Raw genomic sequence first — 25,511 nt, 5'->3', positions numbered from 1 at the left:
GAAATCCAGGATCAGCTCCTGTCCGTATGGCCGAGATCGCGCTCCGGCTCGATGATGTCGCGGATGCGCTGCTTCAGTTCCTTCGGTCCCGGGAAACCGCCGTCGCGCTTGCGCTCCCATATGAGCGCGTCATCGACACGGATCTCGAAATTGCCGCCGGTGCCAGGAATGAGCGCTACTTCGCCGAGCGATTGCCCGAAGGTCTGCAGCAGTTCCTGCGCCATCCAGCCGGCGCGCAACAGCCAGTTGCACTGGGTGCAATAGAGGATGGTGATGCGCGGCTTCTGGTCCATCGGGCGGTCTCGGATGTGTCTCGGGCGGCGACCATAACCGCGGTATGGGTTGGAAACAACTCTATGGCGCCGTGCGCGCTCACGCCGCACTCACATAATTGTCAACAAAATTAGTCATGTTTTTATCGGTTGATAGCTTGAAATGGCGGGGCGTCGCGGCGAGACATTGCGGCATTGCACAAATTGTCGCACCCCAACCGCCGGAGAGGCCACCCATGACCGACGTTACTGCCACCACTTCCCGCCCGCGCGCCATTCTGCCGGCGCTGGAAAAGATCTATCTGCCGCTCGACAGCTTGGCCGAAACGCTGCTGCGTGTCCTGGCCGGTGCCCTGCTCGCGGTTCATGGTTTCGGCAAGATCACCAATCCCTTCGGCGCGGTCGGCATGGTTGAAGGTCTCGGCTTCTATCCCGGCGTCTTCTGGTCGCCGCTTCTTGCCGCCACCGAATTCTTCGGCGGCATCCTGATCGCCATTGGCCTTTTGACGCGCCCGGCCGCCTTTGCCGGCATGATCGTTCTGCTCGTTACGGTCTATTTCCACGGCATCGTGCAGGGCGAAGGCCTGTTCGGCGCCGAGAAGTCGATCCTCTGGGCGGCGATCCTGTTCTTTTTCGCCATCCGTGGCGGCAACAGGCAGTCGGTCGACGCCAAGCTCGGCAGGCAGTTCTGATCAATCGAACGCAACCAGAAAACGGGGAGGCGGTGACAACCGGCCCCCCCGTTTTCGTCTGTTGGCTGACGTGGCTTTCGCCATCGGCAGTCCCTCAGGCGCTTTCCTTCGCCGTCACGCTGCGAATGGTCATTCGGTGCACCTTGCCCGACCGGTCCTGCCAGTCGATCGACTGGCCGACGGAGAGCCCGATCAGCGCCGCGCCCACAGGCGTCAGCACCGAGATGCGTCCGGCCTCGATATCGGCCTCGCCGGGGTAGACGAGCGTCACCTGCTTGGCAAAACCGTTGTCCGCCTCGAAAGCCACGGTGGAGCCCATCTGCACGCTGTCGGCGGGCAGCGCGTCCGGCGCACCGATCCTGGCGCGGTCGAGTTCAAAGAGCAGCGCCTCGGCCACATCGGGCACGCGCTCGAGCGCGGATGAGGCGAGTGCCGTCAGCCGCTTGTGGTCTTCGGCATTGATGATGATCGGGGGAAGTTTCTTGCGGGATGCCGCCATGATGGGACCTGACACGTTCGATCGAAGCGCACGACCGGGCGCAATCGAATAGGTTTTCTGGAGATTAGGCGCTCGTTCAGCCGCGCTCGGAAATTTCTTCTGCCGACGCGAAAGGCTCCCCTGACCCGGAGAGCGCAAGCGTCCGGGCTGGGGTCAGGTTCCTGCGATCGGGCACACCCGGAAGCAGCAATGAGAAGACATCGTCGGCATCATCATGCCCCAAGGGTCGGAAAGTTCGCTCGCGAAGTCAAGGCCCGCATGAACCCGTCCGCATCATCGCATCGCTATGTGACCTCTTGAACAGTGGCCGCGCTCGTGGTCAATCTCGACTGGAGATGCGAAGGGTATGCGATGATGCGGGTGCTGGTGGTTGAAAACATGGCGAAGACCGAGCTTGGCCAGGTCGGCACGGCGCTTCGCCAGGCAAAGGCAGAGATCGAAATTCGCCGCGCCTATCTCGGCGAAGTCATTCCCGAAACACCTGAGGGCTACGACGCGCTGGTGGTGCTTGGTGGCGAACAGAGTGCGCTCGACGACGCGGCCTATCCCTATCTGCCGGATCTTGCCGCGCTGATGCGCCGCTTCGGCGACAGCGACCGCTGCGTACTTGGCATCTGCCTCGGCAGCCAGCTTCTCGCCCGCGCCTATGGGGGCCGGAACCTGCTGGGTGAGGCCAAGGAGTTCGGCTGGTGCGAGGTGCAGGTGCGCGGTGAAGGCGCCGAGGACCCGGTCCTTTCCACTGTCGGCGGGAGCTTCCCGATCTTTCAGTGGCACGGCGACACGTTCACGCTGCCCGAGGGGGCGGTCCATCTCGCCGAAAACGCCGTCACCCATCACCAGGCCTTCCGCGTCGGCCGCGCCGCCTACGGCACCCAATTCCACTTCGAGGCGGATACGCACCTGGTCGAGGACTGGAACCGCGCTTTCCCTGATACGATCAAGCGGCTCGATCCCACGTGGCTTGCGCGCTATCGCGAGCACGCCGCGCGCCACGGCCGGCAGGCGGATGCCGCAGGCCTCGCGCTGGCGCGCGCCTGGGTCGCGACGATCGTTCGCCAGGAGCGCGCCGGGGCGGATGAGCAGCCGGCGCTGGAGGAGATGGACGGATGAGCGAGACAATCGACGGCGGCTGCTTCTGCGGCAAGATCCGCTACCGGCTGAAGGCGGCGCCGATGTTCGTCAACTGCTGCCATTGCAGCGATTGCCAGCGCCAGGTCGGCAGCGCCTTCGTCGTCAACGGCGTTATCGAGCGCGACAACATCGAGATCACCGAAGGCGAGCCCGTCGTCGTGACGCTGCCGACCGACAGCGGTCGCCCGCACGACGTTTTCCGCTGCGCCGAATGCCAGACGGCGCTCTGGAGCGATTATGGCCGGCGCGGCTGGCTCTCCTTCCTGCGGATCGCCAGCCTCGATCGCCCGTCGGACTTCCCGCCGGACGCCCATATCTTCACGCGCTCCAAGGTGAAGTGGCTGTCGCTCGAAGGCAGCGCCCCGGCCTTCGAAATCTACTACGACATGAAGACCCAATGGCCGCCGGAAAGCCTGGCACGGCGCCAAGCGGCGGAAGCAAGAGCTGCGGCAACGTGAGCGCCAGCGAACGCGACAAGATGGCGGCCGGCGAATGGTACTCGTGCCTCGACGCCGAGCTTGACACCCTTCGCCTGACGGCGCGGGAAGCCGTCCACCAGCACAACACATTGCCGCCAGGCGAGCGCGGAAACATGGCACCCGCCTTGCGCGCGCTCTTCGGCGCGGTTGGCGATGACGTCTTCATCGAGGCGCCATTCCATTGCTCCTACGGCATCAACATCAGCCTCGCCGCCCGCGTCTATCTCAATGCCGGCTGCACCATCCTCGACAGCGGCCGCGTCACGATCGGCGCAGGCACGATGCTCGGGCCGAACGTGCAGATCTACTGCGCCGAACACCACAAGGACGCCGTGCTGCGCGGCCAGGGGCTCGAAGTTGCCCGCCCGGTGACGATCGGCACCGATGTCTGGATCGGCGGCGGCGCGATCATTCTCGGTGGTATTTCGATCGGCGACGGCGCAATCGTCGGCGCGGGTTCGGTGGTAACGAAGGACGTGCCGGCTGGCGCCGTCGTCGCCGGCAACCCGGCGCGCCCGCTCCGCCGACCGGCCACCTAAGGCGATTTCAGGGAGAGGATTTTCGATGACGAACGAAACGAGGACGATCCATGTGCGCCCGGCGCGGCCCGACGATGGGCCAGCACTCAGCGCCTTCCTGAACGAGATCATCGCGATCGGCGGCACCACGGCCCACCAGACGCCATTCACGCCGGAGCGCTTCGTGGAGCACTATCTCTCGGGGCCCGGCTTCGTCAGCTGCTTCGTGGCCGAGGACGAAAACGGCGCGCCCTGCGCCTTCCAGGCTCTGGATCGCTGGGACGGCATACCGGAGGATTGGGCCGATATCGGCACCTTCTCGCGCCCGGGCAACAAGGTCCCCGGCGCCGGCACGGCTCTTTTCAAGGCCACGTGCGACCATGCCCGCTCGATCGGCCTTACGGCCCTCAACGCCACCATCCGCGCCGACAACACCGGCGGTCTCACCTATTACGGCAAGATGGGCTTCGTCGACTACAGGGTCGACAAGGCGGTGCCGCTGGCCGACGGCCAGCCGGTCGATCGGGTCTGGAAGCGGTATTTGCTTTGAGGGGAAGCGCGAGGCCAGTTCCGCGGCTCTAGCATCGCCTCGCTCTCTCAGCGTCATCCTCGGGCTTGACCCGAGGATCCATTAACAAGCTCACCAAAGCTCGAAGTAGAGGTCGCGCCACTCCGGATTCATCTTCTCGATCAATTCGACCTTCCATTGTCGGTACCAACGTTTGAGAGATTTTTCCCTCTGGATGGCGGTGCCGATTTGCAGATGCTCTTTGTACCAAACCAGCCGTGAGCAACCGTATTTCGATGCAAACCCCGGCGTCAGCCCCCCTCGATGTTCGAAGATGCGGCGTTCGAGATCGGAGGTGACACCAATGTACAGTGTTCCTTGCTTGTGGTTCGTGACGATGTAAACGAATCCGGCCATTACGGGGAGGTTGCTCGTTCTTGGATCCTCGGGATGACGACCATAGGGATGTTACCCTGGGGGCGTTTCGACGTGGGCGCTGCGACAGACATAGCTGTAATGGCTTGAAGAATGGCAATCTTCTTCACGCGCCACACGTCCTCCTCCGTCATCCTCGGGCTTGACCCGAGGATCCAATCGCGGACCGGTCAACAACACCCCCGGTCCCGGCACGGCGCTCTTGAATGCCACTCGCAACTCGGCCTCGAGCCCAAACAAAAAGGGCGACCCGAAGGCCGCCCTTTCAAACGTTGAAACATGCGGCGCTGCCGCTTACTCGTCGCCCATCTTGAGCGCGGCGATGAAGGCTTCCTGCGGGATTTCCACCTTGCCGAACTGGCGCATGCGCTTCTTGCCGGCCTTCTGCTTTTCGAGCAGCTTGCGCTTGCGGGTGGCGTCGCCGCCGTAGCACTTGGCGGTCACGTCCTTGCGCAGTGCCGAGATGGTTTCGCGGGCAATGACGTTGCCGCCGATCGCCGCCTGGATCGGGATCTTGAACATGTGCTTCGGGATCAGCTCCTTGAGCTTCTCGCACATTTCGCGGCCGCGCTTTTCAGCCGCCATGCGGTGCACCATCATCGACAGCGCGTCGACCGGCTCGCCGTTGACGAGGATCGACATCTTCACAAGGTTGCCTTCCTTGTGCTCGGTGATCTGGTAGTCGAACGAGGCATAGCCCTTGGAGATCGACTTCAGCCGGTCATAGAAGTCGAAGACGACTTCGTTGAGCGGCAGGTCGTAGGTCAGCATCGCGCGGGTGCCGACATAGGTCAGCTCGATCTGGATGCCGCGGCGGTCCTGGCAGAGCTTGAGGATGCCGCCGAGATAGTCGTCGGGCGTAAGGATCGTCGCGCGGATCCACGGCTCGTGGATTTCGGCGATCTTGACGACGTCGGGCATGTCGGCCGGGTTGTGCAGCTCGCGCTCCGAGCCATCGGTCATGAACAGCTTGTAGACGACCGAAGGGGCGGTCGCGATCAGATCGAGGTCGAACTCACGCTCCAGGCGCTCCTGGATGATTTCGAGGTGCAGGAGGCCGAGGAAGCCGCAGCGGAAGCCGAAGCCGAGCGCAGCGGACGATTCCATTTCGAACGAGAACGACGCATCGTTGAGGCGCAGCTTGCCCATCGCCGAGCGCAGGTCCTCGAAGTCGGCAGCGTCGACTGGGAAGAGGCCGCAGAAGACCACCGGCTGTGCCGGCTTGAAGCCCGGCAGCGCGGTTGCGGTCGGGCGCTTGTCCTCGGTGATGGTATCGCCGACGCGGGTGTCGGCCACTTCCTTGATCGAGGCGGTGATGAAGCCGATCTCGCCGGGGCCGAGCGCATCCATCGCAACCATCTTCGGGGTCAGCACGCCGACGCGTTCGATCGTGTACTTGGCGTCGGTGCCCATCATGCGGATGGTCATGCCCTTCTTGAGCGTGCCGTCGATGATGCGCACGAGAACCATGACGCCGAGATAGGTGTCGTACCAGCTGTCGACGAGCAGCGCCTTCAAGGGCGCCGCATCGCCGCCGTCGCTCTTCGGCGCCGGCAGCTTGGTGACGATGGCTTCGAGCACGTCGGGAATACCGAGGCCGGTCTTGGCCGAAATCAGCACCGCGTCCGAGGCGTCGATGCCGATCACTTCCTCGATCTGCTCCTTGATGCGGTCGGGTTCTGCCGCCGGCAGGTCGATCTTGTTGAGCACGGTGACGAGTTCGTGGTTGTTGTCGATCGCCTGGTAGACGTTGGCGAGCGTCTGGGCTTCCACGCCCTGCGACGCGTCGACGACGAGCAGCGAGCCTTCGCAGGCCGACAGCGAGCGCGAGACTTCGTAGGCGAAGTCGACGTGGCCGGGGGTGTCGATCAGGTTCAGCACATAGGTCTCGCCATCATTGGCCTTGTAGTGCAGGCGCACCGTCTGGGCCTTGATGGTGATGCCGCGCTCGCGCTCGATATCCATGCTGTCGAGCACCTGCTCGGACATCTCGCGTTCGGCGAGGCCGCCGGTGGACTGAATCAGCCGGTCGGCAAGCGTCGACTTGCCGTGGTCGATGTGGGCCACGATCGAGAAGTTGCGGATATGCGAAAGGGGCGTCTTCGAAGATGTTGTGCTCATGGGCCGCATATAGCAGTGCCTTCAACCGCCGCAAAGCGGGAAATGAAGGCTTCGTTCACTATAAATCGGGCTATTCGGCGCTTGCCTCTGCCTCCACAAGCGCCCCGGCGTTCGGCACCTGCGCGCTCCTCAGTTCGAAGCCTTCGCGTTCGGCCACCGGCACCTCGTCCCGTTTCCTGAGCCGCGCCAGCACGAAGAGGGCATAGAGGGCCGCAACGGCCATCGCCGCATAGATGAAGGTTCGTGGCCCGAAGGTCGGCATCAGCAGCGTCACCAGGAGCGGAACCACCGTGGCGGCAGCCGACCAGGCGACCAGCATGGTGCTCGCAAGCGGCACGAAATCGGCCGGATCCGTGCGGTCGTTGGCATGCGCATTGGCGATCGAATAGACGGTCTCGACCGCCCCGGCAAAGAGCGCAAAGACCAGCATCAGAAGGATCAGGTTATCGAAGGAGGCCGACAGCGCGAAGAAACCGGCGGCGAGGATCAGCAGGCAGGTTCCGATCAGCACGAGGCGGCGGTCGATCCGGTCGGACAGCGTTCCCATCGGGTACTGGATGGCGATGAGGCCGAACTGCATGACGAACATCAGGTTTGCGACGTCGCCCTGGCTGACGTCGTTGGCGGCCGCATAGATCGGGGTGAAGCCCTGGACCACCATCGACAGGCCACCGGCGGCGAGCACGCCGATGAAGGCGACCGGCGAATTGCGCCAGACCATGGGGATATCGATGCTGACCTTGGCGGGTGCCGGCGGCGTCGGCAGCCGCGTCAGCCCGATCGGCAGCAGCGCAAGCGCTGTGAAGAAGATGGTAACGAGCGGCGGCAGGTTGCCGTCGGCCGGGATCTGCCCGAACAGCCAGGCGCCGGTGCCGAGCCCGATGACATAGGCCATGTAGAACAGCGCCATCGCCTTGCCGCGCCAATGGTTTGCGCTCGCGTGGTTGAGCCAGCTCTGGGCGATGATGAAGTTGGTGTTGCCGGATGCGCCGTAAAGGCCGCGAGCGAGCACCCACAAGAGTGGATGCATGCCAAGCGCGATCGTCAGCGCCGAGAGAATGACGAGCGCCATCGAGCAGGAGAAGGCGCGGGCGTGACCGACGCGGCGGATCATCGGCCCGGCGATGACGCAGCCGATGAGCCCACCGAAAGCGATCATCGTCACCGCAGCCCCGGGCACCCAGTCCGGTGCATCCGAGCGCGTCAGCGCGAAGGGCACATAGGCGAGCATCATGCCGTTGCCGATTGCCACCGCGGTCATCGAGGCGACGATACTGGCGATCGAGGTCAGCGAGGAGGGCTGCTTTGTCATGTCCGACCTGTCGATGGAGGACCCACCCTGTTACGCGGATGCGGTGGATGAGGACTGTCTAAAGTATTGAAGCGTAAGCTTTTCTCGTATCTGCAGCACGAAGTTGCCACCATAGCCGAAAGACAGCCGCTCCGCTGTCGCCAAAGCGGCATCGCATGCCTGTATTTTCAGTCTTTCGCAGTCTTGACTCCATTATATGAGAAATGCAATCTCAAATAATGGAAAACGTCAACAGCCCCCTCGAACATGCCATCGGCGAACGCATTCGAACCCTGCGCGCGCAGCAAAACCTGACCCTCGACGAACTTGCCGCCAGTTCCGGCGTTAGCCGGGCGATGATCTCGCGCATCGAGCGCGGCGAGGCGAGCCCGACCGCCCAGCTTCTTGCCAGGCTTTGCAGCGCGCTATCGACCACGTTGTCGGCACTCTTCGCCTTCGAAACGAAAGCGGCCTCGCCGCTTGCAAGGCGCGCCGAGCAGCGCCTCTGGCGCGATCCGGAATCCGGCTATCTGCGCCGCTCGGTTTCGCCCGATGGGCTAGGCTCGCCGGTCGATATCGTCGAGGTCGAGTTTCCGCCGGGCGCCCGCGTCGTCTTCGAGCGGCAGCCGACCGATCGCGGCATCACCCAGCACCTCTGGCTGTTCTCCGGCCGGCTGGATTTGACGACCGAATCCGGTTCCCATTCGCTCGGAGCCGGCGACTGCCTTTTGATGGGCCTCGGAGCGGGCCATATCTTCCACAACCCTCACGATGAGCCGGCTCACTACGCCGTCATCCTTTGCCGCACCAAGGTTTGACCATGTCCGATATCCAGATCCGTCTGCTCGATGAAACTCAAGCCCGCGACGCCATCCCAGCGCTTGCCGAGGTGCTGTCCGATTGCGTCGAGGGCGGCGCCTCGGTCGGCTTCATGCAGCCCTATCCGCCGGAAGCGGCACTTGCCTATTGGCGCGGCGTGGCGTCAGCGGTCGCTGCAGGAGAGACGCTGCTGATGGTGGCGGAGGGAGCAGGGCGCATCCTCGGCACGGTGCAGGTCGGCGTCGCGCAGATGCCGAACCAGCCGCATCGCGGCGACCTGAAGAAACTGCTGGTGCATCGCGACGCCCGCGGCAAAGGGCTGGCGCGCCGGCTGATGGACGCGGTCGAACGCGAAGCCGCCACCCGTGGCAAGACGTTGCTGGTGCTCGACACCGCGACCGGCAGCGATGCCGAGGCGATCTATCCGCGCATGGGTTGGGAGCGCGTCGGCGTCATCCCGGATTACGCCATGTGGCCGGAAGGCGGCCTCTGCGCCACGACATTCTTCTACAAGAGGATTGCGGCTTAGGGGTGATCGCAGCTCGGTGACAGGCTGCCTCAGTCGCCGAAACTGCCCCTCACCCTAACCCTCTCCCCGCAGGCGGGGAGAGGGGACGTGCCCGTACGCAACGCTGCCGAGCGGCTATGGCCCTTCAACGGTGCTGGTGTCGAGTCGAGTGAGTGCCGCGTGTCTCCTTCGCCCCGCTTGCGGGGAGAAGGTGGCCGGCAGGCCGGATGAGGGGCATCCACCAAGGTTGCCAAGTCCGAAACCTGCGGTAGGGTACTGGCACCCGCCGATTGCCTCTTCAGGACACCCGCATGCGCATCTTTTTCTCCGAAGACCACAAGCTCCGTGACGCCAAGACCGAACTTTTTGGCGGCGAACTTGTGCCGCCTTTCGAGGCACCGTTTCGCGCCGAGTGGATCCTGGCGGCGGTGAAGGAAGCGGGTTTCCTCGATATTTCAGCGCCCGAGCGCCACGATCTCCACGTCGCCCTCAAGCTGCACGCGCCCGATTATCTCGATTTCCTGGAAACCGCCTGGTCGCGCTGGGTGGCCGACGGTTATCGCCGCGAGGCGATCCCGGCCTGCTTCCCGGCCCGACGCATGCGGCAGCATCCGCCGAGGGACATCGACGGCGCTCTCGGTTACTATTCCTTCGCGGCGGAAACGGCGATCACTGAGGGTACCTACGCCGCCGCCCGCGCGGCGATGGATTGCGCAATCTCGGCGGCCGACCACATCCATGCTGGGAGCCGTGCCGCCTTCGCGCTCTGCCGCCCGCCCGGCCATCACGCCGCGATCGATCTCTATGGCGGTTATTCCTTCATCAACAATGCCGCCTGTGCCGCGCAGCGCTTGCGGGATCACGGCGCGCGGAAGGTTGCTGTGCTCGACGTCGATTTCCACCACGGCAACGGCACCCAGGATATCTTTTACGAGCGCGGCGACGTCTATTTCGCCTCGCTGCATGGCGATCCGGTCGAGGCCTTCCCGCATTTCCTCGGTTTTGCCGACGAGGAGGGCGCCGGTGCCGGGCTCGGAACGACGAAGAACTATCCGCTGCCGCGCGGTACGCTGTTTGACGCCTGGTCGACAGCGATGGCCGACGCGCTCGCGCGCATCGAGGCCTTCGGTGCCGAAGCCCTCGTCGTTTCGCTCGGCGTCGATACCTTCGAGCGCGACCCGATCTCGTTCTTCAGGCTGAAGTCCGAAGATTATCTGCGCATGGGCGAGGCGTTGCGGCGCACCGGCCTGCCGGTCGTCGTCTGCATGGAGGGCGGCTACGGCGTGCCGGAAATCGGCCTCAACGTCGCCAACGTGCTGAGAGGTATTTCCGGCTAGGATTCCGTCATCGGAAAAGCGTTTTGCCACTATTGACCTCAACTATACTTGAGGTCGTACGACTGCTCTCGTTCAAAAAGAGATGAGAGGAAAAGAGCTATGAGCAGTCAATCAAATAGCGTGGCGCCGCTTTACCGCATCAACAAATACACCGTGCCGGCGGAAGCGCGGCCGCAGTTCGTCGAACTGGTCGACAAGACGCTGGCCGTCATCCGCCAGCAGGATGGTTATGTGAAGGACCTGTTCCTGGAGCAGCATGCCGGCCCCGGCCAGTTCGACTTCATCACCATGATCGAATTCGCCAGTGCCGACGTCGCGCCGAAAGTCGCAGCCGCGCTCATCGAGTTCGACCGTCAGCTCGGGCTCGACCGCGAAGCCTTGATGAAGACGCTCGGCATCCGCACCGACTTTGCCAGCTATCGGGCTTTCGGTGGTCTGGCTGCCTAGCGCAATTCCAGGAAAAGTGTGCAGCGGTTTTCCGTCCGGAATTGCGTGCAACAGATAGTAAGAATGAAAAGGCCCGGCAGATTGGCCGGGCTCACCCAATGTCACGGAACGCGTTTCGTCAGGAAACGAAGAATGTCGACAGGCCCTGACCGGCGGCAAAGGCCATATAGGCAAGCACGGTGAAGTAAACCGTCGTCGCGACCAGGAAGAGATAGCCGCCAGCCACCATGAGCCCGTCGCGTTGGATGATGCCGAGCGAGAGAAGCAGGATCGCGATCCCCGGAAGTGTGTTCGACAGCGGGATCAGCCCGAGCGGGAACATCAGGAGAATGCCGCCGGCCATGATCATCAGGCCGTTGAAGCGGTTCATCAGCGCGCCCTGCGTCAGGAAACCGAGACGAGGCCGGACATAGCGGTCGAGCCTGGAAACGAGATCCGCGCCTTTTTGCAGCGTCGGCACCAGCTTCTCGGTCTCGATCCGGCGATCGAGAATGCGCTGCGGCATCCACGGCAGGCGGTTGAGCGTGACCGATATGGAGATCAGGATAATCGCTGCGCCGAAGACCGTGCTGACGCCCGGGATCGATACGGGCAGCAGAAACGGCAGCGTCAGGAGCGCGCACAGCAGCAGGAAGCCCTGTTCGCCGATTTCCGTCATCAGCTCGCGCAGCGTGATCGTCTCGCCGCGGATCGAGGCAATCATGCCATTGAGCGTGTCGCTGAGACTGCGTTGCGTGTCGCCGAACTCGATTGCCATTGGAGCTTGCCTCTCTTTTCTTTGGTGTCCGTCCTATCAAGAGCGTGTGAAGGATCGGTTATTGTGTGCCCTGATCGCCACGCCCGCCACGGGCGAAGCGGCATTTGACGGCAAACCGTGGCCTGAATAGGACGCCTCTTCATCTTCCTGCCGCAATCCGTAGTATGAAGCAAATTCGAGCACCAATGGGGACAACTGATTCCATGATCAAGAAATGCGCCATTCTGGCTGTCGCGGCCATCTATCTTTCGGGATGCACCACCACCGATCCCTATACGGGCGAGCAGAAGATGTCGAACACCGCCGGTGGCGCGCTGATCGGCGCAGGCCTCGGCGCGGCAACCGGTCTGCTGGTTGGCGGCAGTGCCGCAGGACGGCGTGACTCCGCACTCGTCGGCGCCGCGATCGGCGGTCTCGGCGGCGGCCTGATCGGCAACTACATGGACAACCAGGAAGCCGAACTGCGCGCCCAGCTCCAGGGCACCGGCGTATCGGTCACCCGCGCCGGCGACCGCATCATCCTCAACATGCCGTCGAACATCACCTTCGCGACCGACCGTGACCAGGTGATCCCGGCCTTCTACGACACGCTGAACTCGGTGGCGATCGTGCTGCGCAAGTTCAACAAGACGATGATCGACGTTGACGGTCACACCGATGCGACCGGCAGCGCCTCCTACAACCAGGGCCTCTCCGAGCGCCGCGCCGCTTCGGTCGCCAACTACCTGGCGGGCCAGGGCGTCGACCAGCGCCGCATGTCGGCCATGGGCTACGGCAAGGAACGTCCGATCGCATCCAACGGAAGCGAAGCCGGCCGCGCGCAGAACCGCCGCGTCGAAATCTCGATCGCACCGATCAAGGCCTGATCGGCCAAAATCGACGGTTTGCAATAAGAGGGCTGCGCCGTAAGGCGCGGCCCTTTTTCTTGGCCCTCGATCTAGAAACCGTAGCGCAACAGGCGGCCCATCCGGCGAAGCATCGGCAGGGCGCTGACGACATGCGCCGCTATCCGTGCCATTGGCGACAGGCGCGCGACCTGGCCTGAATCATACTCGCTGATCTCGTCGAGCAGGGTCAGGCCGGGCACGTCCCGTTCGAGCGCTCGCGCGTTTTCCAGCCCCCAACGAAGCTCCGCCCCCGTCGCCCGCAAGGACGGGCTCAGCCGCAAGAGCTCGATGCCGAGATGGCTGTAGGCGTCGAAGATGATTTCCCCGCCCGCAAGGCAAGAGGTCAAACGCCGCAAGAGGTCGCGGACATCCTGTTCGAAAAGATAGGGAAACACGCCTTCCGCGACGACGATCGCCGGACGGTCGGCGGGGATGAGGTCGATCCAGTCCCTCTTGGTGATGGAGGACGCGATCATGGCGGTGCCGGGTCGCTCCGGGAAAAGCTGCTGCCGCAGGGCGATCACATCGGGAAAGTCGACGTCGAACCAGCCGACGGACGCGGGTGGGTCGAGCCGCAGCACGCGGGTGTCGAGACCGCAGCCGAGGTTGAGCACGATCGCGTCCGCGTGGCGCCCGATAAAGCCGCGCGTCCAGCGGTCGAGCATGTGGGCGCGCACGGCAATGCCGATGGTCATGTCGTGGCCGGCATCAGGCGGTTTCGGCCTGCCGGCGAGCCGCCTTATCAGATCGGCGGCAAAGTGATCGTTGAGCAGGGAATCCGGGAACGCGCTCTCAGCGGCCTTCGCCTGGAGCGTGACCAGCAGGGTTTCCTGTACGCCGTGAAGGCCGATCGCCTCGGCTTCCATCCTCTCCTCCAAAGGGCGCCGGCATCCTGCCGCGCGCCTTGCATTGCGGGCCGCCATTCCGGGGCGGCCCGCAATGGCACCTATTTGGCCGCCCGTCGCGTCCGCCAGACGCGGCCGGCTGTCAGCACCGCCAGCGCCGGCATCAGCGCGAACAGCCAGAAGAGCCAGCGGGTCGCCATCGCGACGCCCTCCGTCGAAGGCGTTTCGATGCCGGCAAGATTGGCGGTCAGTCCGGCCAGTGCCGCACCGAGCGCTGCGGCGAAGAGCTGGACCGTGGTAATCGAGCTCGACGCCTTCTCCGCTTCGCCCTCCGGCGCAAATTCATAAACGGCCGTCACGATGTGCGGCCAGGCAAAGCCCATGCCGAAGCCGACCGCCATGATGCCGATGCTGAGCGGCGCGGCGATCACCATGAATTCCGATCCTGCCATCGGCATGAACAGCGCAATCAGCGCCAGGCCGACGAAGCCGAAAGCCGGACCGGCAAAGATCGTCCGTTTCGCCCTTTCGCCATGCCAGTGGGCGCTGGTCATCGACCCGGCGGTCCAGCCGATCGACATCAGCGCCGCAATGTAGCCGGCTACCAGCGGCGACAATCCGTGCAGCTCCTGCAGGAGGTACGGCACATAGATTTCCGGCTGCAGGCCGATCATCAGCAGGGTGATCGTAGCATAAAGGGCTGCCAGCGGGGAGGCCGGGGTGAAACTGCCGGAGGGCAGCAGCTTGCCGGTCGCCCGCTTCTCGACGACGAGCAGCGCCAGGAACATGAGGATCGCCGCGCCGACGCACCCTACCTGCTCCGCCGCCGTGGTCAGCGTGCTAGCGATGGAAAGTGCGAGCACGACGGCGACGAGCAGTGCCAGTTGCGCCAAGGGAAGCGGCGTGCGTGCGCCTTCGCCTGCAGCCTTGCGCGGCAAGGTCGAGAAGGCGAGGGTCGCCAGCAGCGCCGTCAGCGGCAAGAGCGACCAGAAGGCGACGCGCCAGGTGGAAAACTCGGCGAACATGCCGCCGATCGCCGGGCCGACCAGCGTCGCCGTGCCCCAGGTGGCCGAAATCAGGCCGATCGCGCGGGTCCAGAGTTCCGGCCGGAAGACCTGGCGGATCACGCCATAAGCCAGCGCATAGAGCAGGCCGCCGCCAAAGCCCTGGATCGCTCGGCCGGCAAGCAGCATCGTCATCGAGGGGGCCGCGGCGCAGAGGAGCGTGCCCAGGCCGAAGACGAGCGCCCCGATCGCGTAGGCGCCGCCGGCGCCGACGGCGCCGAGTAGCCGGGCCGAGAGCGCTGCACCGAGGATCGACGCTGCGACGAAGACGGTCGTGCTCCAGGCGTAATATTCGAGCCCGCCGATCTCGCGCACGATCGACGGCATGATCGTCGTGACGACATAGATGTTGAGCGCGTGCAGCGCGACGCCGCCGCTCAGTACCAGCGAATGCACGGCGTTGCCGCCAGTCAAGAGCGCGCGCCAGCCGGTTTCCTGCTGGGGAGCGGATGTTTTTTCAAGCATGTCAGTACCTCATGCAGCGGTATCGCCGCGAACGTGCGACCGGTCTGGCCGGTGGGGAAGATCACGTTTGCAGGGGCGATGCCGCGAGTATCAGTGGAGCGCAGCCTCGCCGAAATGCGTCAGCTTGTCCGGGTTGCGCATGATGAAGATGTCATCGACGTTTCCGTCGCCGTCATAACCGAAGGCGACCGTCGCGGCGATCTCGTTTTTCGCCTTGTCCCGAAGCACGATGCCGCGGCCGCCATTGATGTCGCCGATTTCCCAGACGTAATGCGCCCAGTATTCGGTGAGCCGGTCGATGATGAAGGCGAGCACCGTTTCCTTGCCCGAGAGCACGCCGAGCACGGTCGCCACCTTGCCGCCGCCGTCGGCCGTCAGCTTCACGTCGGCCGAAAGCAGGGCCGAAAGTCCGGTGACATTGCCGCCTTGGATCGCCTGATGGAAGGCGGACAGAAGCTCGTCCTGTCGTTCACGTGGCGTCTGGTGCCGCGCCTTCTCAAGCCCGATGTTGGTCTTGGCGCGCGACACCAGCTTGCGCGCGGCGGTTTCCTGCATGTCGAGCGTTTCGGCCACTTCCTCATAGGGCTGGCCGAAGATCTCGTGCAGCAGGTAGGCGGCGCGCTCCTTCGGCGTCAACCGCTCGAGCATCAAAAGGAACGCCGTGGTCAGCGACGAGGTCAGCGCCAGCTTTTCTTCCGCGTTGTCGTCGCTTGCCGTGTGGATCGGCTCGGGCAGCCATGCGCCGATATAGTCGACACGCTTGCGATGCGCCGCCTTCAAAAGATCGAGGCAGCGGCGCGTGCAGGCCGTGGTGAGCCAGGCCGCCGGCGTGTCGATCGTCGCGCGGTCGACCTCCTGCCATTTCAGGAACGTGTCCTGCACCGCATCTTCGGCATCGGCCCGCGAGCCGAGGATGCGGTAGGCAAGGCCGAGAAGGCGCGGGCGCGCCTCCTCGAAGATCTGCATGTGCTGCCGGTCGTTCATGTCAGTGCCTCGAGATCTGGATGCGGTTCCAAAGGTTGATCATCGCCACCGTCGCGGTGATGACGCTGATCTCCTTTTCGTTGAAGTGCTGGCGCAGCTCGGCGCGCAGCGGCGCAAAATCGGTGCGCGGCTCAAGCTCGGTCAGCGCTTCGGTCCAGGCAAGCGCTGCCTTCTCGCGCGGCGTGAAATCGTTGACCTGGTCCCAGACGATGATGCGGTCGAGCCGCTCGTTGCTTTCGCCCTCGGTGCGGGATTCCTTGGTATGCATCTTCACGCAGAAGCCGCAGCGGTTGATCTGCGAGGCGCGCAGCTGAACAAGATTGTGGATCGTCCGGTCGATTCCGTGCAGGTCCATGGTCTTGTGCACGTCGGCGAGCGCGCCGAGCACATCCGGGATTTCCTGTTCGTAGCGGACGGCTTTGCTATCGGTCATGGTCTCAACTCCATCGTTGTCGTGTTGCTTATGACCATTTGACGATTGACGCCGGACAGCTGTGACGCGGCTCTCATGATTTTTCTCGCAGGACGCCAAGAAAAATGCATGACCGGAATATTTTGAAGAAGTTTCAATAATTTGGACGGTCGCGATTTCTCGCGGGTGTATCAGGCTTTCGGTGGATAGCTGTGCTCGCCACCGCGAAAATCGGTGACCGTGTAGCAGCCGCCACCATCGGCCGCGATCGTGGCAGCACTGATCACCGCCTTGCCGTGTCCGCCGGGAATGTCGAGGATGTAGGTCGGCTGGCAGAGACCCGAGACCCGGCCGCGCAAGTTGGCGACGAGTGCTTGGCCTTCCTCGATCGACAGGCGGAAATGGCTGGTGCCGGGGGCGAGGTCCGGGTGATGCAGGTAATAGGGCTTGATCCGCGTCTCGACGAAGGCGCGCATCAGGCTGGCAAGGACCTCGGCATCGTCGTTGACGCCCTTCAACAGAACCGATTGGCTGACCATGACGATGCCGGCATCGATCAGCCGGGCGGAGGCGGCACGTGCCTCGTCCGTCAGCTCGCGCGGGTGGTTGGCATGCAGCGCCACATAGGTCGCCTTGCCGCTGGCTTTGAGTGCGGCGATCAGGTCGGCGTCGATGCGTGCCGGCTCGACCACGGGCACGCGGGAGTGGAAGCGGACGATCTTTACATGCGGGATCGGCTTCAACCGTTCCATGAGTTCGGCGAGCCGGCGGGGCGACAGCACCAGCGGATCGCCGCCGGTGAGGATCACCTCCCAGATCTCCTCATGGCTTGCAATGTAGGCGATCGCCGCATCGAGCTCGGCTGGTGCCAGCGTGCCCAGACCCTGCGGCCCGACCATCTCGCGGCGGAAGCAGAAGCGGCAATAGACCGGGCAGACATGCACGGCCTTCAGGAGCACCCGGTCCGGATAGCGATGCACGATACCGGTGACCGGGCTGTGCGGCTTGTCGCCGATCGGGTCCTCGCGCTCTTCGGGAAGCAGGGTCAACTCGGCGGCATCCGGCACGAACTGCCGTGCAATCGGGTCATTGGGGTCGTTGGGATCGATGAGACCGGCGATGGCCGGGCTGATCGCAACCGCATAGCGTTCGGCGACCGCGGCGACCGCCGCCTCCTTGGCCCCATCGATGAGGCCTGTTTCCACCAGCTCGCGCGCGGTCTTGATCGGGCGGTGCACGTTCACGCTCGTGTCTCCGCCACTGGCGCCCAGAGCACCTGATCGATGCGCGACGCACTGGTTGCGAGCATCACCAGCCGGTCGAAGCCGAGCGCGATGCCGCTCGCTTCGGGCATGATCGCGAGCGCCGCCAGGAAATCCTCGTCGAGCGGATAGGTCTCTCCATAGACGCGGGCCTTCTCGGCCATTTCCATATCGAAGCGCCGCCGTTGTTCCGCCGCGTCGGTCAGCTCGCCAAAGGCATTGGCAAGCTCAACGCCGCAGGCATAGAGCTCGAACCGTTCGGCGACGCGCCGGTCGCGCGCGGCGGGACGCGCCAGCGCCGCCTCCGCTGTCGGATATTCATCGAGGATCGTTGCGCGGCCGAAGCCGAGATGCGGCTCGACCTTTTCGACGAGCACCCGGCTGAAAAGATCGGCCCAGGTGTCGTCATGGGCGACCCGGAGCCCGGCGGCGGCAATCGCCGCAGCGAGGGCTTCTCGGTCGGTTTCGCCATCGGCGGCGATCGAAGCGAGCAGATCGATGCCGGCAAAGCGCGCGAAGGCGTCCGCGACACTCAATCGTTCCGGCGTGGCAAAGGGGTCGCAGGCCTGTCCCTGGTAGCTGAACTGCTTCGTGCCCGTCGTTTCCGCCGAAAGCGCCAGGATCTCGGCGCAGTCACGCATCAGCGCCTCGTAGCATTCGCCGGCGCGATACCATTCGAGCATCGTGAATTCGGGATGGTGCAGCGGCCCGCGCTCGCGGTTGCGGTAGACATGGGCAAAGCAGGCGATGCGCTCTTCGCCTGCGGCCAGCAGCTTCTTGCAGGCAAATTCCGGCGAGGTGTGCAGATAGAGCGGATGGCCGGAGCCGTCGTGATTGAGGGCCTGCGTTGCGAAGGCGTGCAGATGCGCTTCGTTGCCGGGCGAGATCTGCAGGGTCGCCGTGTCGACCTCGATGAAATCGCGCGTCTCGAAGAACCGGCGCAACGCCGATTGGATCCGGTTGCGGCCGAGAAGAAACGGGCGCCGGTCGGCATGGACGTCGGGCGTCCACCAGGGTGAGGCATGCGACATGGTCGGTTCAGTCCAGGCTTTCTTCGCGCAGAGACCGGCTCAGGCTGGCTATTTGCGCGAAATTAGGGTAGTGGCGGCGCGAAATCCTTCTTTCCGCGTCCTTCAGGGCCAGTGTTTCCGGCCCGCGGTGTCGCGCATACCTCTGTTACAAGGAAGACTAATGGTCAAGGTCATCGCTTCATCTGTCCGTAAGGGCAACGTTCTCGACGTCGACGGCAAGCTCTATGTCGTGCTTACCGCCCAGAACTTCCACCCGGGCAAGGGCACGCCGGTCACCCAGGTCGACATGCGCCGCATTTCCGACGGCGTGAAGGTCTCCGAGCGCTACCGCACGACCGAGCAGGTCGAGCGCGCCTTCGTCGAAGACCGCGAGCACACCTTCCTTTATGAAGATGCCGAAGGCTTCCACTTCATGAACCCGGAAAGCTACGACCAGCTGGTCATGACCACCGACGACATCGGCGACCTGAAGGCCTATCTGCAGGAAGGCATGGCCTGCATCCTTTCGATCCACGAAGGCCTGGCGATCGCCATCGACCTGCCGCGCCACGTGACCCTCGAAATCACCGAGACCGAGCCGGTCGTCAAGGGCCAGACGGCATCGTCGTCCTACAAGCCGGCGGTTCTGTCGAACGGCGTTCGCACGCTCGTTCCGCCGCACATCCAGGCCGGCACCCGCGTCGTCATCGCGACGGAAGACGGTTCCTACGTCGAGCGCGCCAAGGACTGAGGCGAAAGCCGACATCGCATTGGAGCGGGGACGGTGGCTGAAGCTGCCGTCCCCGTTTTCGTTTCCGGAAACCTGGATGAGCAACCAGAAATTTAAGGGGCGCATTTCGAAAAACGGGTGCTAGGATGCCGGCGCTACGACGCGTGTCACGAGAGGGTCTGCATGTTCCCATTGTCGCATATGATGAAGTCGTTCATTCGCAAGGGTCGCCTGACGGTGATCGATGCCGATGGCAAGAGGCACGTTTTTTCCGGGACTCCCGGTCCCGAGGTGACGATGCGGCTCACCGACAAGAAGCTCTATCGCAGTCTCGTCTTCAATGCGGAACTCGCCGCCGGCGAAGCCTATATGGACGGCACCATGCGCTTCGAGGAGGGCTCCACCCTCCGGGACTTCCTGACGCTGTTTTCGATCAACCGTCTGTCGCTCGGCTCTTACCCGATCCAGAAGGTGCTGCGCGCGGTAAAGATGCGCTTCCGCAAGCGCCAGCAGGCCAATCCCAAGGGCAAGGCGCAGCAGAACGTCGCGCATCACTACGATCTCGGCAACGAGTTCTACAAGCTGTTCCTCGACGAAAACATGCTCTACTCCTGCGCCTATTTTCGCGAGCCGAACGAGACGCTCGAGACGGCGCAGCGCAACAAGCTGAGGCTGCTTGCCTCCAAGCTCTGCCTGGAGCCCGGCATGAAGGTGCTCGACATCGGCTGCGGCTGGGGTGATCTCGCGATGTATCTCGCGCAGCTGGCGGATGTTCAGGTGCTCGGCGTGACCCTTTCCAAGGAGCAGCAGGCGCTTGCCACCGAACGGGCGCGCAAGGCGGGCCTGGCGGACCGGGTACGCTTCGAGCTGAAGGATTATCGCGACGTTGACGGGCCGTTCGACCGGATCGTCTCGGTCGGCATGTTCGAACATGTCGGCGTCCACCACTATGACGAGTTCTTCAAGAAACTGAACGCGCTGATGCCCGACGATGGCCTGGCCGTGTTGCATTCGATCGGACACATGAGCCCGCCCGGCATGGCGAGCTCGTGGCTTCGCAAGTACATCTTCCCGGGCGCCTACTCGCCGGCACTTTCGGAGGTCTTCGAGGTGGTCGAGCGCAACAGCCTCTGGGTCAGCGATCTCGAATTCCTGCGGGTGCACTACGCGACGACGCTTGCCCATTGGGGTGCGCGCTTCGAGGCGAACCGCGACAAGGTGATCGCCCTCTACGACGAGCGCTTTGCCCGCATGTGGGAGTTCTATCTGATCAGCGCCGAGATGATGTTCCGCACCGGCAGCCAGCTCGTCTTCCACATGCAGCTGTCGCGCTCGCGCGATGCGGCGCCGATCGTGCGCGACTACATCACCGATCGTCAGCGCGATTTCATGGCCCGCGAACAGGCGCTCGCGCTCACCCTTTGAACGGGTGATCGCCGTCGCCGTGCCAGCGCAGCCGCTTGTAGTCGAAGCCGAACTCGAGCGTCGGCTTGACGATGGCGAAGAAGGGCGAGAGGTCGAAATCCCTGGGCGTATAGAGCGAATGATGCCGGATGTGCAGGATCTCTTCGCGTGAATAGGTCGATGTTGCCGCCGCCCGCCCGGGCGCGCGGGTGACCTCCGGCAGGATCGGGTAGCGGATCTGCTCGAAGGCGGCAGCGATCAAGGTCGAGCAGATAGCCCGGGTCGGGTCGCCGGAACCGAAGGCCAGCAGGCGCCTGCGCCAGCGCACCGGCACCGGCGGCGTCGGCATGAAATAGCGCAACATGTCGAGGATGTTCTTCAGGTCGTATTTCAATCCAAGTCTCGAGATCATGAAGCCGACGAGCGCCGTGCGGTCGTCGGGCGTCAGCGCGATGGGGCGGCAGATGCGCGTATTGAACGAGGCGTATTTCTTCAGCGGCACCGCGACGCAGCCCTCTCCGATGTTCACTTCGATCAGCTGCGGCCGTTCGATGACGGGCAAGGTCGCCTGATCGAGCGTCAGCGGCATCTGGTCGCCGGCAAAAAAGGCCGCATGCGACCAGGTCGATTGCGTCAGATACTTGATCGCCGCCGATACCTTCTGGTTGCCTTCGATCAGGAGAACGTCACCCGGGCGCAGCGTGCGCGCCAGCGTTTCCTGGTCGGAGGGCGTATAGGGTTCGTAGCCGGACGTCTGCGCCTGCAGGCGCGCGGCGAGCCTGGCGCCGAGACGATCCAGCAGCGTGTCCCTGCTTTCGGAAAGCGGATAGATGGTCCTCATCGAGGCGATCGCTCCGGGGGAGGGAATGAGATTCGCGAGTGGCCGGCATGGTGGCCGAGCCGCGACACTCTGTCGAGCGATTGTTACATGATTGCATGGCTTTGGCCTTGACGGTGGCCTCCCAGATTTCTATTTTAGAATTATTCTAAAGAAGGTTTTCTCCCAATGTTTTCCCGCCTCTTCTCCCGTCCGAAACGCCCGTTCCTTTCCCTGAGCGAGCAGGAAATCCTGGCGCTCGCCATCTCCTCCGAGGAGGATGACGGACGCATCTATCTTGCCTATGCCGACGCGCTTCGGGCGCAATATCCCCACTCGGCAAAGGTGTTCGAGGAGATGGCGGAGGAGGAAAGCCACCACAGGCAATGGTTGATCGACCTGCACGTGGCCCGCTTCGGCAATCGCATCCCGCTGATCCGCCGCGAACATGTGCGCGACTTTCCCGACCGCAAGCCCGATTGGCTGATCGCCGAAATGCCGATCGAGAAGGCGCGCGAGGAGGCCGAAGCGATGGAGGAGACGGCGCACCGCTTTTATGTTCAGGCCGCCGCGAGAACCCAGGATGCGGCGACCCGCAAGCTGCTCGGCGACCTCGCGATCGCCGAGAAATCGCATGAATCGCTCGCCCGGCGGCTTGGCGAAGAGCACACGCCCGAAGACGTGCGCGCCGAGGAGGATCAGACCTCGCGCCGGCAGTTCATCCTCACTTACGTTCAGCCCGGTCTCGCCGGCCTGATGGACGGCTCGGTCTCGACGCTGGCGCCGATCTTCGCCGCCGCCTTTGCCACCCAGGACACCTGGCAGACCTTCCTCGTCGGTCTCTCGGCCTCCGTCGGCGCCGGCATCTCCATGGGTTTCACCGAAGCCGCCCACGACGACGGCAAGCTTTCAGGGCGCGGCTCGCCGATCAAGCGTGGCCTTGCCTCAGGTATCATGACCGCGCTCGGCGGTCTCGGCCATGCGCTGCCCTATCTGATCCCGCATTTCTGGACGGCGACAGTAACGGCAGCGGTGATCGTGTTCTTCGAATTGTGGGCGATCGCCTTCATCCAGAACCGCTACATGGAAACGCCGTTCCTCAGGGCCGCGTTCCAGGTGGTGCTCGGCGGTGGTCTGGTGCTGGCAGCCGGTATCGTGATCGGCAACGCGTGACGCGTATAGCAGCCACGAAAAAGGGCCGGTTCGACCGGCCCTTTTTGAAACTCATCGCTTTGCCTTGAGGTCAGTTGCCGACCGAGCCGACGACGATCTCCGCGCCGTTCTGGATGGTAACCCAGCGGCCGCTGTGGTTCGAGGCCTGGCGCTTCAGGTAGCGATAGGGCGTGTTGGTCCAGAGCTTTACGCCGTTTTCGAGATTGTCGAGAATGAAGTCGCCCTGCGCGGTGCGCACGGTCAGCACCGCATGGCCTTCGCCATCGGGCTTGCGCACCACGGTGATCAGGAGGTCGCTGGCCGAGAAGCCCTTGCTCATCAGGCGCTTGCGCTTTTCGAGCACGAAGTCCTCGCAGTCGCCGGCATTGTCAGGATAGGACCAGACTTCGTCCCTGCCGTGCAGTTCCAGGTCGGTGATCGGCGTGATCTCGCGGTTGACGGCGGCATTCACCTGCCGGATGGCGGCCCAGCCGCGTTCGGTCACACGCGCCGCCACCGTGCCCTTGGAGCGCACATTGCACTCGCTCTTGTACGTCTGGCAGAATTCGTAGTGGCCGATCGGCTGCGATGTGGCGGAGCCGGTCTGCATCCATGGAGACGACCCTGCCTGTGCAGGAATTGCCGTGTTTGCTGAAATGAAAAGTGCGCAGACTGCCGCGATACTTCCCTTAACCCCAGTCCAAGACGCCATACAAGTCCCCTGCGACGCGGTATGCCGGACGCTATTTGTCCGGACGTATTCGCGCAATCCTGAGTTGAAGGCAGCTTGTTTAGGTTCGTCCCCGGCGCTGCTCTAATCGTTAATAAAGAGTTAATAGCGTCGGCGCTTGAGAGTCAATCGCCGGAATCGGGACATCGGGTTTTATGGTTAAAGGCGGGGCTGCAGGCGCGCAAAAGCCTTGCATCCTGGGCGGTTCACGGCACAGGGCGGTTTCTTGGACAGGGGGAGGTGGAAGGGCGGGTGTTTTCCCGCCCTGGGCTCAGGCGAGCATCGTGCCGATCGCCTGTTTCATTTTAGCAATGTCTTCTTCGCGCGAGAGGCGATGGTCGCCGTCGCGAATGAGCGTCATGACGACGTCGTCGGCGGGCAGGTGTTCCATCAGCCGCAAGGCGTGGGTATAGGGCACGTCGGGGTCGCGCATGCCCTGCAGGATGTGCACCGGGCAGCCGGTCGTGATCGTGCCGTCGAGCACCCGGTTGGCCCGCCCGTCCTCGATCAGTGCGCGGGTGAAGATGTTCGGCTCGGGGCTGTATTCGGAGGGCTCCTCGAAATAGCTGCGCTCGGCAAGCGAGGTTCTCTCGGCGTCCGTCAGGTTGGGCTCGATCAGTTCGGCGGTAAAGTCCGGTGCCGGCGCGATCAGCACGAGACCGGCGACGCGGTTTGCGTCGCCCCGGCGCCTGAGCTCCTGGATGGCCCGTAGCGCCACCCAGCCGCCCATCGATGAGCCGATCAACACGACACGCCCCGGTGCCGCCTGATCGATGACCGCAAGGCTTTCCTCCAGCCAGCGCGAGATCGTGCCGTCGGTGAAGGCCCCACCGGAAGCGCCGTGGCCGGAATAGTCGAAGCGTACGCAGGCAGCGCCCCGCTCCATGGCGTAGCGTTCGACCTCTACCGCCTTGGTGCCGGTCATGTCCGAGCGATAGCCGCCGAGCCAGACGAGCGTCGGCTGCCCGGATGGCTTGTCGGCGTGCCGCACGCGCATCGCGATCCTGCGCCGGGCCTCCGCCGCGCCGACCTCGATGAAGCTGATTTCCGTCTCGGCTGGCGTATTCTGCATGCAAATTCTCTCCAGGGGCCGGTTTCGCGGGTGATTTTCTTTCTAAAACAGATTCGTCTTGCTATCGACAGGTGGTGATTTTCCCTGCAAGCCGTGCTATTGACTCTGGCGCCGCAATTCACACATTGCCGTCGGTGACAGATTCAGGCGCTTCGTTTGGGATCGCGCCGGCGAACGAATTAAACAACATTTTTGGAAATAGCTCGAGGAGAGTACGACCATTCGCAGACCGTTCAAAGCGGACGCCCCCGTCAAGGAGGGGCCGCGCTCAAACAAGGAAATCCGGGTTCCCCGGGTTCAGCTTATCGATGCCGAAGGCCAGAACATCGGCGTCGTTCCGATCGACCAGGCGCTCCGCATGGCGGACGAGGCCGGTCTTGATCTGGTGGAAATCGCGCCGAACTCCGAACCACCGGTGTGCAAGATCCTCGATCTGGGCAAGCTGAAGTTCGCCAACCAGAAGAAGGCGGCCGAAGCGCGCAAGAAGCAGAAGATCGTCGAAATCAAAGAAATCAAGATGCGCCCGAACATCGACACGCACGACTATGACGTGAAGATGCGGGCGATGAACCGGTTCTTCGAGGACGGCGACAAGGTCAAGGTCACGCTGAAGTTCCGCGGTCGTGAGATGGCGCACCAGGAACTGGGCATGAAGCTTCTGCTGCAGGTCAAGGACGACACCCAGGCGATCGCCAAGGTGGAAGCCGAGCCGAAGCTCGAAGGCCGCCAGATGATGATGGTTCTCGCGCCGCGCTAAGCGCTTGCCGCCCATCCGTCGAAATCGACGAAAGCCGCCTCCGGGCGGCTTTTTTCGTTGCGGGATCCTTCGCGCTTTCCTGACAGAATGCTGACAATTGCCCTCA

The 25,511-nt window shown here is 63.6% G+C and carries 29 protein-coding genes; 14 read left to right on the top strand and 15 right to left on the bottom strand.

All coding sequences use genetic code 11. The features are described 5' to 3' along the window. Window positions 1-11: 11 nt before the first annotated feature. Window positions 12-293, bottom strand: a complete 282-nt coding sequence (locus XB14_RS17170) for a SelT/SelW/SelH family protein (RefSeq protein ID WP_029742402.1) — start codon at window positions 291-293, stop codon at window positions 12-14. Between the two features lie 215 nt (window positions 294-508). Here XB14_RS17170 and XB14_RS17165 point away from each other — a divergent pair, with 215 nt between their 5' ends. Then, window positions 509-964 carry a DoxX family protein gene (locus XB14_RS17165; protein WP_077962767.1) on the top strand — a complete coding sequence of 152 codons (456 nt, stop codon included), beginning with the start codon at window positions 509-511 and terminating at the stop codon, window positions 962-964. A gap of 94 nt (window positions 965-1,058) precedes the next feature. Here XB14_RS17165 and rnk read toward each other — a convergent pair whose 3' ends face one another. After that, on the bottom strand, window positions 1,059-1,463 hold the full coding sequence (rnk, locus tag XB14_RS17160) for a nucleoside diphosphate kinase regulator (protein ID WP_077962766.1): 405 nt from the start codon (window positions 1,461-1,463) through the stop codon (window positions 1,059-1,061). Between the two features lie 354 nt (window positions 1,464-1,817). Between rnk and XB14_RS17155 the strand changes: the two genes are divergently transcribed. The 4 genes from XB14_RS17155 to XB14_RS17140 are packed head-to-tail and all read left to right on the top strand — an operon-like array spanning window position 1,818 to window position 4,141. After that, the gene (locus XB14_RS17155) at window positions 1,818-2,573 is read left to right on the top strand and encodes a type 1 glutamine amidotransferase (protein ID WP_077962964.1); all 756 of its coding nucleotides are present in this window, start codon (window positions 1,818-1,820) and stop codon (window positions 2,571-2,573) included. Beyond that, window positions 2,570-3,052 (top strand): GFA family protein, encoded by a 483-nt coding sequence (locus tag XB14_RS17150; protein ID WP_077962765.1) that lies wholly within the window; start codon window positions 2,570-2,572, stop codon window positions 3,050-3,052. Before XB14_RS17155 ends, XB14_RS17150 begins: the two co-directional genes overlap by 4 nt. Continuing rightward, window positions 3,049-3,612, top strand: a complete 564-nt coding sequence (locus tag XB14_RS17145) for a sugar O-acetyltransferase (protein WP_077962963.1) — start codon at window positions 3,049-3,051, stop codon at window positions 3,610-3,612. The genes XB14_RS17150 and XB14_RS17145 overlap by 4 nt, the downstream gene beginning before the upstream one ends. A gap of 25 nt (window positions 3,613-3,637) precedes the next feature. Then, window positions 3,638-4,141: a GNAT family N-acetyltransferase gene (locus XB14_RS17140; RefSeq protein ID WP_077962764.1), complete on the top strand. Its 504-nt coding sequence runs from the start codon at window positions 3,638-3,640 to the stop codon at window positions 4,139-4,141. Window positions 4,142-4,231: 90 nt separating this feature from the next. Here the strand turns inward: XB14_RS17140 and XB14_RS17135 are convergent, their stop codons facing one another. The 3 genes from XB14_RS17135 to XB14_RS17125 all read right to left on the bottom strand — a co-directional run bounded on the left by XB14_RS17135 (window position 4,232) and on the right by XB14_RS17125 (window position 7,967). Continuing rightward, window positions 4,232-4,516 carry a GIY-YIG nuclease family protein gene (locus XB14_RS17135; protein WP_077962763.1) on the bottom strand — a complete coding sequence of 95 codons (285 nt, stop codon included), beginning with the start codon at window positions 4,514-4,516 and terminating at the stop codon, window positions 4,232-4,234. A 312-nt stretch (window positions 4,517-4,828) separates the two neighbouring features. Further along, entirely contained in the window at window positions 4,829-6,655 is a 1,827-nt protein-coding gene (gene lepA / locus XB14_RS17130; protein WP_370689543.1) for a translation elongation factor 4, read from the bottom strand. Between the two features lie 70 nt (window positions 6,656-6,725). Next, entirely contained in the window at window positions 6,726-7,967 is a 1,242-nt protein-coding gene (locus XB14_RS17125) for an MFS transporter (RefSeq protein ID WP_077962762.1), read from the bottom strand. A 218-nt stretch (window positions 7,968-8,185) separates the two neighbouring features. Here XB14_RS17125 and XB14_RS17120 point away from each other — a divergent pair, with 218 nt between their 5' ends. From XB14_RS17120 to XB14_RS17105, 4 genes are all read left to right on the top strand, one after another. Then, entirely contained in the window at window positions 8,186-8,764 is a 579-nt protein-coding gene (locus XB14_RS17120; RefSeq protein WP_077962761.1) for a helix-turn-helix domain-containing protein, read from the top strand. Window positions 8,765-8,766: 2 nt separating this feature from the next. Beyond that, window positions 8,767-9,294, top strand: a complete 528-nt coding sequence (locus XB14_RS17115; RefSeq protein WP_077962760.1) for a GNAT family N-acetyltransferase — start codon at window positions 8,767-8,769, stop codon at window positions 9,292-9,294. Between the two features lie 290 nt (window positions 9,295-9,584). Continuing rightward, window positions 9,585-10,610: a histone deacetylase family protein gene (locus XB14_RS17110; protein ID WP_077962759.1), complete on the top strand. Its 1,026-nt coding sequence runs from the start codon at window positions 9,585-9,587 to the stop codon at window positions 10,608-10,610. Between the two features lie 99 nt (window positions 10,611-10,709). After that, on the top strand, window positions 10,710-11,057 hold the full coding sequence (locus tag XB14_RS17105; protein WP_143348413.1) for an antibiotic biosynthesis monooxygenase: 348 nt from the start codon (window positions 10,710-10,712) through the stop codon (window positions 11,055-11,057). 118 nt (window positions 11,058-11,175) lie between these two features. Here the strand turns inward: XB14_RS17105 and XB14_RS17100 are convergent, their stop codons facing one another. Further along, window positions 11,176-11,814: an exopolysaccharide biosynthesis protein gene (locus XB14_RS17100; protein WP_077962757.1), complete on the bottom strand. Its 639-nt coding sequence runs from the start codon at window positions 11,812-11,814 to the stop codon at window positions 11,176-11,178. A 203-nt stretch (window positions 11,815-12,017) separates the two neighbouring features. On the opposite strand from XB14_RS17100, the gene XB14_RS17095 reads away from it, so the two are divergent. Beyond that, window positions 12,018-12,680 (top strand): OmpA family protein, encoded by a 663-nt coding sequence (locus tag XB14_RS17095; RefSeq protein WP_029742421.1) that lies wholly within the window; start codon window positions 12,018-12,020, stop codon window positions 12,678-12,680. A gap of 71 nt (window positions 12,681-12,751) precedes the next feature. Here the strand turns inward: XB14_RS17095 and XB14_RS17090 are convergent, their stop codons facing one another. The 6 genes from XB14_RS17090 to epmA form a co-directional block, all read right to left on the bottom strand. Continuing rightward, on the bottom strand, window positions 12,752-13,567 hold the full coding sequence (locus XB14_RS17090) for a class I SAM-dependent methyltransferase (protein ID WP_077962756.1): 816 nt from the start codon (window positions 13,565-13,567) through the stop codon (window positions 12,752-12,754). A gap of 80 nt (window positions 13,568-13,647) precedes the next feature. Then, window positions 13,648-15,075, bottom strand: a complete 1,428-nt coding sequence (locus XB14_RS17085; protein WP_077962755.1) for an MFS transporter — start codon at window positions 15,073-15,075, stop codon at window positions 13,648-13,650. A gap of 90 nt (window positions 15,076-15,165) precedes the next feature. After that, window positions 15,166-16,059: an RNA polymerase sigma factor SigJ gene (gene sigJ / locus XB14_RS17080; RefSeq protein WP_077962754.1), complete on the bottom strand. Its 894-nt coding sequence runs from the start codon at window positions 16,057-16,059 to the stop codon at window positions 15,166-15,168. A 1-nt stretch (window position 16,060) separates the two neighbouring features. Then, a complete protein-coding gene (locus XB14_RS17075; protein WP_077962753.1) occupies window positions 16,061-16,492 on the bottom strand; it encodes a carboxymuconolactone decarboxylase family protein in 432 nt (143 codons plus the stop codon). A 170-nt stretch (window positions 16,493-16,662) separates the two neighbouring features. After that, entirely contained in the window at window positions 16,663-17,715 is a 1,053-nt protein-coding gene (locus XB14_RS17070) for a lysine-2,3-aminomutase-like protein (protein WP_077962752.1), read from the bottom strand. Next, on the bottom strand, window positions 17,712-18,764 hold the full coding sequence (epmA, locus tag XB14_RS17065; RefSeq protein ID WP_077962751.1) for an EF-P lysine aminoacylase EpmA: 1,053 nt from the start codon (window positions 18,762-18,764) through the stop codon (window positions 17,712-17,714). The genes XB14_RS17070 and epmA overlap by 4 nt, the downstream gene beginning before the upstream one ends. A 160-nt stretch (window positions 18,765-18,924) precedes the next feature. On the opposite strand from epmA, the gene efp reads away from it, so the two are divergent. Beyond that, the gene (gene efp / locus XB14_RS17060) at window positions 18,925-19,494 is read left to right on the top strand and encodes an elongation factor P (RefSeq protein ID WP_077962750.1); all 570 of its coding nucleotides are present in this window, start codon (window positions 18,925-18,927) and stop codon (window positions 19,492-19,494) included. A gap of 162 nt (window positions 19,495-19,656) precedes the next feature. Beyond that, window positions 19,657-20,898 carry an SAM-dependent methyltransferase gene (locus tag XB14_RS17055; protein ID WP_077962749.1) on the top strand — a complete coding sequence of 414 codons (1,242 nt, stop codon included), beginning with the start codon at window positions 19,657-19,659 and terminating at the stop codon, window positions 20,896-20,898. Here the strand turns inward: XB14_RS17055 and XB14_RS17050 are convergent. Next, window positions 20,888-21,718, bottom strand: a complete 831-nt coding sequence (locus XB14_RS17050; protein WP_077962748.1) for a lipo-like protein — start codon at window positions 21,716-21,718, stop codon at window positions 20,888-20,890. The genes XB14_RS17055 and XB14_RS17050 overlap by 11 nt on opposite strands. A 165-nt stretch (window positions 21,719-21,883) precedes the next feature. Here XB14_RS17050 and mbfA point away from each other — a divergent pair, with 165 nt between their 5' ends. Further along, window positions 21,884-22,867: an iron exporter MbfA gene (gene mbfA / locus XB14_RS17045; RefSeq protein ID WP_077962747.1), complete on the top strand. Its 984-nt coding sequence runs from the start codon at window positions 21,884-21,886 to the stop codon at window positions 22,865-22,867. A gap of 70 nt (window positions 22,868-22,937) precedes the next feature. On the opposite strand, the gene XB14_RS17040 is transcribed toward mbfA, so the two are convergent. After that, window positions 22,938-23,558: a transglutaminase-like cysteine peptidase gene (locus tag XB14_RS17040; RefSeq protein WP_077962746.1), complete on the bottom strand. Its 621-nt coding sequence runs from the start codon at window positions 23,556-23,558 to the stop codon at window positions 22,938-22,940. Window positions 23,559-23,847: 289 nt separating this feature from the next. Further along, a complete protein-coding gene (locus tag XB14_RS17035) occupies window positions 23,848-24,648 on the bottom strand; it encodes an alpha/beta hydrolase (RefSeq protein ID WP_077962745.1) in 801 nt (266 codons plus the stop codon). Between the two features lie 220 nt (window positions 24,649-24,868). Between XB14_RS17035 and infC the strand changes: the two genes are divergently transcribed. Beyond that, window positions 24,869-25,405, top strand: coding sequence for a translation initiation factor IF-3 (gene infC, locus XB14_RS17030; RefSeq protein WP_077962744.1), 537 nt, complete (start codon window positions 24,869-24,871; stop codon window positions 25,403-25,405). Window positions 25,406-25,511 lie beyond the last annotated feature (106 nt).

The organism is Ensifer adhaerens (assembly GCF_002007205.1).
GTDB lineage: Bacteria > Pseudomonadota > Alphaproteobacteria > Rhizobiales > Rhizobiaceae > Ensifer > Ensifer adhaerens_D.
The sequence above is the reverse complement of the archived record's forward strand: the minus strand, read 5'-3'. Positions and strand labels throughout refer to the sequence as shown.

What these genes read in the sequence shown, in the direction of transcription:
- efp (WP_077962750.1), top strand. Translation starts at nt 18,925, where the DNA reads ATGGTCAAGGTCATCGCTTCATCTGTCCGTAAGGGCAACGTTCTCGAC.
- XB14_RS17090 (WP_077962756.1), bottom strand. Translation starts at nt 13,567, where the DNA reads ATGGAAGCCGAGGCGATCGGCCTTCACGGCGTACAGGAAACCCTGCTG.
- XB14_RS17110 (WP_077962759.1), top strand. Translation starts at nt 9,585, where the DNA reads ATGCGCATCTTTTTCTCCGAAGACCACAAGCTCCGTGACGCCAAGACC.
- epmA (WP_077962751.1), bottom strand. Translation starts at nt 18,764, where the DNA reads ATGTCGCATGCCTCACCCTGGTGGACGCCCGACGTCCATGCCGACCGG.
- XB14_RS17095 (WP_029742421.1), top strand. Translation starts at nt 12,018, where the DNA reads ATGATCAAGAAATGCGCCATTCTGGCTGTCGCGGCCATCTATCTTTCG.
- XB14_RS17165 (WP_077962767.1), top strand. Translation starts at nt 509, where the DNA reads ATGACCGACGTTACTGCCACCACTTCCCGCCCGCGCGCCATTCTGCCG.
- XB14_RS17035 (WP_077962745.1), bottom strand. Translation starts at nt 24,648, where the DNA reads ATGCAGAATACGCCAGCCGAGACGGAAATCAGCTTCATCGAGGTCGGC.
- XB14_RS17115 (WP_077962760.1), top strand. Translation starts at nt 8,767, where the DNA reads ATGTCCGATATCCAGATCCGTCTGCTCGATGAAACTCAAGCCCGCGAC.
- XB14_RS17055 (WP_077962749.1), top strand. Translation starts at nt 19,657, where the DNA reads ATGTTCCCATTGTCGCATATGATGAAGTCGTTCATTCGCAAGGGTCGC.
- XB14_RS17075 (WP_077962753.1), bottom strand. Translation starts at nt 16,492, where the DNA reads ATGACCGATAGCAAAGCCGTCCGCTACGAACAGGAAATCCCGGATGTG.
- XB14_RS17155 (WP_077962964.1), top strand. Translation starts at nt 1,818, where the DNA reads ATGCGGGTGCTGGTGGTTGAAAACATGGCGAAGACCGAGCTTGGCCAG.
- XB14_RS17170 (WP_029742402.1), bottom strand. Translation starts at nt 293, where the DNA reads ATGGACCAGAAGCCGCGCATCACCATCCTCTATTGCACCCAGTGCAAC.
- mbfA (WP_077962747.1), top strand. Translation starts at nt 21,884, where the DNA reads ATGTTTTCCCGCCTCTTCTCCCGTCCGAAACGCCCGTTCCTTTCCCTG.
- XB14_RS17105 (WP_143348413.1), top strand. Translation starts at nt 10,710, where the DNA reads ATGAGCAGTCAATCAAATAGCGTGGCGCCGCTTTACCGCATCAACAAA.
- XB14_RS17140 (WP_077962764.1), top strand. Translation starts at nt 3,638, where the DNA reads ATGACGAACGAAACGAGGACGATCCATGTGCGCCCGGCGCGGCCCGAC.
- XB14_RS17150 (WP_077962765.1), top strand. Translation starts at nt 2,570, where the DNA reads ATGAGCGAGACAATCGACGGCGGCTGCTTCTGCGGCAAGATCCGCTAC.
- XB14_RS17120 (WP_077962761.1), top strand. Translation starts at nt 8,186, where the DNA reads ATGGAAAACGTCAACAGCCCCCTCGAACATGCCATCGGCGAACGCATT.
- XB14_RS17085 (WP_077962755.1), bottom strand. Translation starts at nt 15,075, where the DNA reads ATGCTTGAAAAAACATCCGCTCCCCAGCAGGAAACCGGCTGGCGCGCG.
- lepA (WP_370689543.1), bottom strand. Translation starts at nt 6,655, where the DNA reads ATGAGCACAACATCTTCGAAGACGCCCCTTTCGCATATCCGCAACTTC.
- XB14_RS17135 (WP_077962763.1), bottom strand. Translation starts at nt 4,516, where the DNA reads ATGGCCGGATTCGTTTACATCGTCACGAACCACAAGCAAGGAACACTG.
- XB14_RS17125 (WP_077962762.1), bottom strand. Translation starts at nt 7,967, where the DNA reads ATGACAAAGCAGCCCTCCTCGCTGACCTCGATCGCCAGTATCGTCGCC.
- XB14_RS17040 (WP_077962746.1), bottom strand. Translation starts at nt 23,558, where the DNA reads ATGGCGTCTTGGACTGGGGTTAAGGGAAGTATCGCGGCAGTCTGCGCA.
- rnk (WP_077962766.1), bottom strand. Translation starts at nt 1,463, where the DNA reads ATGGCGGCATCCCGCAAGAAACTTCCCCCGATCATCATCAATGCCGAA.
- sigJ (WP_077962754.1), bottom strand. Translation starts at nt 16,059, where the DNA reads ATGAACGACCGGCAGCACATGCAGATCTTCGAGGAGGCGCGCCCGCGC.
- XB14_RS17050 (WP_077962748.1), bottom strand. Translation starts at nt 21,718, where the DNA reads ATGAGGACCATCTATCCGCTTTCCGAAAGCAGGGACACGCTGCTGGAT.
- XB14_RS17100 (WP_077962757.1), bottom strand. Translation starts at nt 11,814, where the DNA reads ATGGCAATCGAGTTCGGCGACACGCAACGCAGTCTCAGCGACACGCTC.